General features: G+C 67.7%; 3 protein-coding genes. All 3 read right to left on the reverse strand.

Going from position 1 to position 1,898, the window contains the following annotated elements:
• Positions 1-40: 40 nt before the first annotated feature.
• Positions 41-484 carry a PIN domain-containing protein gene (locus IEZ01_RS26765; protein WP_019888134.1) on the reverse strand — a complete coding sequence of 148 codons (444 nt, stop codon included), beginning with the start codon at positions 482-484 and terminating at the stop codon, positions 41-43.
• Positions 481-744 carry a ribbon-helix-helix domain-containing protein gene (locus tag IEZ01_RS26770; protein WP_028797770.1) on the reverse strand — a complete coding sequence of 88 codons (264 nt, stop codon included), beginning with the start codon at positions 742-744 and terminating at the stop codon, positions 481-483. The genes IEZ01_RS26765 and IEZ01_RS26770 overlap by 4 nt, the downstream gene beginning before the upstream one ends.
• 624 nt (positions 745-1,368) lie before the next feature.
• A partial coding sequence (locus IEZ01_RS26775) for a hypothetical protein (protein WP_229833241.1) occupies positions 1,369-1,898 on the reverse strand: 530 nt, incomplete at its 5' end.

Below are 1,898 nucleotides of genomic sequence, written 5' to 3' on the forward strand. Positions count from 1 at the left end.
GCTTGTTTGTTGCCCTGAGCTCCCAGAGGGCGCAGCCGCTTCAGAGGGGGAGATCGTCGGGCAGGATACGGAACGCCTTGTGTCGTCCGAGGGGGCGTACGGCGCGGAAGTCCCGGCGGTCCAGGGTGAGGATTGCGGCTGTGTCGTAGTCCGCGGCCAGGGACACGTTCACCGCGTCCGCGAGATCAAGATCCAGCCCCCGGTAACGCGCGCGAACGGATTGGGCGACGCCCAGATGGGTCTCGGTGATCTCGGGCACCGAGACTCTGCCTCGGCGTATCCAGCCGCGAATGTCGTCGATCGCGCTCACCGCGGCCTCGCGGCCAAGTTCACGGGTGGCCACGTGGTCGAGCTCGGCAAGCAGGAGCGGAGACATGACCAGGAGCCCTGCGGCCATGATCGCCTCCTGCGCCGCCTCGTGCTCCGGATGTGTGGAGTCGAGCGCGGCCAACAGGCCGGATGTGTCGGCGATGACGATGATCACGCGACTGTGGCTCCAGAGGCGGCGTCACGCTGGACGGCGTCGGCGACGGCGTCACGGACCTCGTCCTTGGCGAGGGTGCGCCCCGGGCCCGCGAAGGTACGGGAAAACAGCGGCTCGTCCCACACGCGGTTGGCCATGGCGGCGAGGTGGATGCCCTGCCGGATGATCTCGGCTTCGCTTATACCGCGACGCTTGGCCGCTTCCTTGATGATCGCGAGGTCTTCCGGGTCGGCGTAGACGTTGGTGCGCTTCATGGACATGTACCAAGGCTAACCCATGTACCAGTTTGATGTACGTGATGGGCGCATGACATCCGGGCGGGCTCGACGACACTGTCTATCTCGGCGAACTCACCCACCAGCTCGTCACGACCCGCCGCGCCGCCGGCACGCAGCCGGAGACAGCGTTAGTGATCCGAGCCCGGCCCTTGGCCGGGGGCACCCGGATGCCCGACAGCCGCTGTCTACGCCTGCCGCGCCACTTCACGTGCGTCCGCTTCGGTCTCGCGACCTTCGCGAGGGATTGGAGGGCTGGGAAAGACCCCCGGCTCTGAGCAGCGCGTGCCACAACGTGCCAGTTGAGCCGGTAAGCAGCGCTCAACAAGGGGTCCAGCGAGGACGCCCGACGAGGACTTCCGGTAGCTGTTTCCGCAGGTCAGATACCATGTGGGCCGCCCAAGTGCCGGGTGATTCCCAAGCTTATAGCGCGGGTTCGATTCCCGTCATCCGCTCCATGACAAAGCCCCAGGTCAGCGACCTGGGGCTGTTCGCTGTCCAGACCTATCAGTGCCCGCGCCATGGGCGTGCCATAAATGCCGTAATGGGGCGTCAGATTGGGCGGGACACCGCGGTCATGTACGCCAGGCCCCGACGTTACAAGGCCCGTCAGCGGGCGGAGGCTGCGCGGATGGTTTCCAGGGCCAGGGCGCGGCGGGTCAGCTCGACCGCGATGTCCGGGCCTGCGGCTTCGGTGAGGTCGACGTGGGCCCGCCAGGGAGGCGCGGCCCCCTGCTTTTCCTTGAGGGTGACGGCGGGGTGGTCGGCGAGGTCGGCGCTCTGCTCGGGGGTGAGGAGGATTTCGGCGATGGCGGACCCGATGATCAGGTAGGCCACAGACCGGGCGCCGGCGGTGCTCGGGGAGATACGGATGTAGTGCTCGGGCTGTGAGGCGGCCGGGTTGTCCCTGCGCCGGTAGGCGACCACGCGGGAGGTGTCGACCACAGCGGTCAGGTACTCCCAGGACAGCAGGGCAGCGGCGGGATTCCTCACGGCCCGCTCCGCGATGACCGTGAACAGGGCGGCGCGGGTGTCGATGTCGGTGGCAAAGCTCGGGGTGTGCACAGGGAGGTTCCTTGATCTCTTGCGGTTGGGTTGGGGGTGGCGGCCGCCGGTGCTTGCTTCACCGGCGGCCGCCA

This window comes from Streptomyces purpureus, from assembly GCF_014648195.1.
Taxonomy (GTDB): domain Bacteria; phylum Actinomycetota; class Actinomycetes; order Streptomycetales; family Streptomycetaceae; genus Streptomyces; species Streptomyces purpureus.